Origin of the sequence: Winogradskyella rapida, assembly GCF_042675845.1 — a bacterium.
In the GTDB taxonomy this organism is placed as follows: Bacteria; Bacteroidota; Bacteroidia; order Flavobacteriales; family Flavobacteriaceae; genus Winogradskyella; species Winogradskyella rapida.
This window is the reverse complement of the sequence record NZ_JBHTKM010000033.1, coordinates 1-2,226: the sequence shown is the minus strand read 5'-3', so window position 1 is coordinate 2,226 and position 2,226 is coordinate 1. Positions and strand designations below refer to the sequence as shown.

At 30.6% G+C, this 2,226-nt stretch carries 2 protein-coding genes; both read right to left on the bottom strand.

What is annotated here, in order from left to right:
- Positions 1-218: 218 nt before the first annotated feature.
- Complete coding sequence (locus ACFQ13_RS06090) at positions 219-1,001, bottom strand: hypothetical protein (RefSeq protein ID WP_386115229.1); 783 nt, start codon at positions 999-1,001, stop codon at positions 219-221.
- A gap of 135 nt (positions 1,002-1,136) precedes the next feature.
- Positions 1,137-1,856, bottom strand: coding sequence for a hypothetical protein (locus ACFQ13_RS06085; protein ID WP_386115227.1), 720 nt, complete (start codon positions 1,854-1,856; stop codon positions 1,137-1,139).
- Between the last annotated feature and the right edge of the window lie 370 nt (positions 1,857-2,226).

Below are 2,226 nucleotides of genomic sequence, written 5' to 3'. Positions count from 1 at the left end.
GAATTTAATTGTGACGAGGAATAAAAAACTTTTGGATTTGGAAAGGCAATAGCAAAACGTGACTGCTTGCTGCTAACGTGTTTGTGTATGGTTAGTTGCGTGGTAAGGGAACTAAGTTAGCAAACTTTAACGAACCTGTGAATATTCCGCAGGAATATTCGCAAGTAGGGAAGAACCTAGCAATTAAATATACACGGTGTTGGCAATAGTAATTTTATTTAATTTTTCTTTTTCACAAATTTCGGTTTTTCATATCCACAAGCTATTATAGTTCCATTTTGTTTTTTTATTAACTCTATTTTATTTGTGATTGCATTGACATAAAATAAATCAATTTCGTAATGATTTAAGCCTAACTCCTTTGGTTGGTCTGTTTTTTCTTTAATTAACCAACAAAATGAATTAATCTCATTAAGATATGCCAATTCAATAAATTCGATTTTCTTGCCTTTAAATTGCTCGTCCAATTTTACTTTCTCCAAAGCACGACAAGGTTTGTTCAGGTTTTCAAATTCAGGATTGAGTGAGAAGTCAGGAAATTTGTTTTCAGAAATCATTTTTCCGTCTTTATCAAATTCCAATCCAAATGCGTATTTAAAATCGTTATTGCTATAAGTGAAGAGAATCCAATAAGTGACATTATAGTTCGATAACTCATACAATTCAGGATTATCATATTCCGCTTTTACAGAATCGAGAAAATTTACTTGAAATTCGCCCATTTGTAATTTATGGTAAAAGTCAATATTTGCACGTGTAACAATATATTCTTTTGCTTTTTTTAGAATAAAATCAGAATATTTATCAATGTTTTTAATATTGTATGGATAAAAAGTGTTTTCTCGCTCTATTGAATCTTTATGCTTTATTTCAAATGGAATGTAGTTTCTTGTTCGAGAAAGATAAGTTCCACCCAGTTCCAGTTTGTCAATATCCTCACATTGAGCAAATCCGCTGATTGAAATCAGAAAGATTATTAATATGCTAAAAGTTTGTTTCATTATTATTGCCAACGTGTTTGTGTATGGTTAGTTGCGTGGTTAGGAAACTAAGTTAGCAAACTTTAACGAACCCGTGAAAATTCCGCAGGAATTTTCGCAAGTAGTGAAGAACACAGCAATTAATTATACACGGTGTTACCCAACGTTTTTTATTATTTGTTCAATTTCACAATCTGTTTTAATATCTTTTCCTTTCTCTGTAAACTCATATAAAAGAGGTTTTGTTGAAGTATTCTCAATATATTTATTATCAACTAATAAATTTAAATATTTTCTTATTTCCTCATTCTTATAGCCAGTTGATTGAGCAACTTCTTTTATAGAAAACCATATATGCTCAATGGGTTCTACACAATTATCTGAGTGAAGCCACAGTTCTTTTAAAAGCCGTTTTAGTGGTTTCAATAAATATGTTTGTTGTATTCCGCTTTTTATTTTTTCAATCCAGTTTTTGTCTGTTGGTTCAACAATAATTGCTTTAAAATTAAATTTTTCACTCTCAATTCCAACACCTTTTAAATCGTCAATATGTAAGTCAAAATCAAAAGCTGGTGGAAACTTTGATGAGTTAATATTCCGAGATTTTAAAACTTTCCGATTTTCTTTTTCGTTTACAATTCGGCTGACTTTTATTCCATAATATTTTAAAGTCAATCTTATTTTTGTTTTAGTTCTATATGATGTTGTATAAATATGAACTTTGTGACCTTGATTTTGCAAATCAGAAATCAATTCACGTGTGCCTTTTCGCATTTTCTCAATTCCGAACAGTTTTGCAATTCCGTTTCTTTTTTCAGTTTCAAATTCCTTCCCGTTTGGAATTAATGTGCTGTCAAGGTCAAAACTTATATTCATTTATTTATTGTCAAATATTGTTTTCGATTCGATTCCGTGATTTTTTGTCAAATGTTGGGTAACGTGTTTGTGTATGGTTAGTTGCGTGGTTAAGCAACTAATTTAGCAAAAATGAACCGAACGAGAGGAAATTCCGCAGGAATTTCCACGTAGGCAAGTAACAAGCAATTAATTATATACGGTGTTGTGTATAGTGCTTTTATTCAATCCAACTTGATTTATATACTTTAACCACTTTTCCGTTCTCAAAGAAAAACAAATAGACCTTTCCACTTGAACCTGGTTTACCAACTCGTTTTGTTGTAACATTCAAAATCAAACTTTCTTTATCTAACTTCGAAATCACAACATTCGGTTTTTTTTTCTTTTT

Excerpts from the sequence above, each read along its gene's own strand:
- ACFQ13_RS06085 (WP_386115227.1), bottom strand. The coding sequence starts at position 1,856 with ATGAATATAAGTTTTGACCTTGACAGCACATTAATTCCAAACGGGAAG.
- ACFQ13_RS06090 (WP_386115229.1), bottom strand. The coding sequence starts at position 1,001 with ATGAAACAAACTTTTAGCATATTAATAATCTTTCTGATTTCAATCAGC.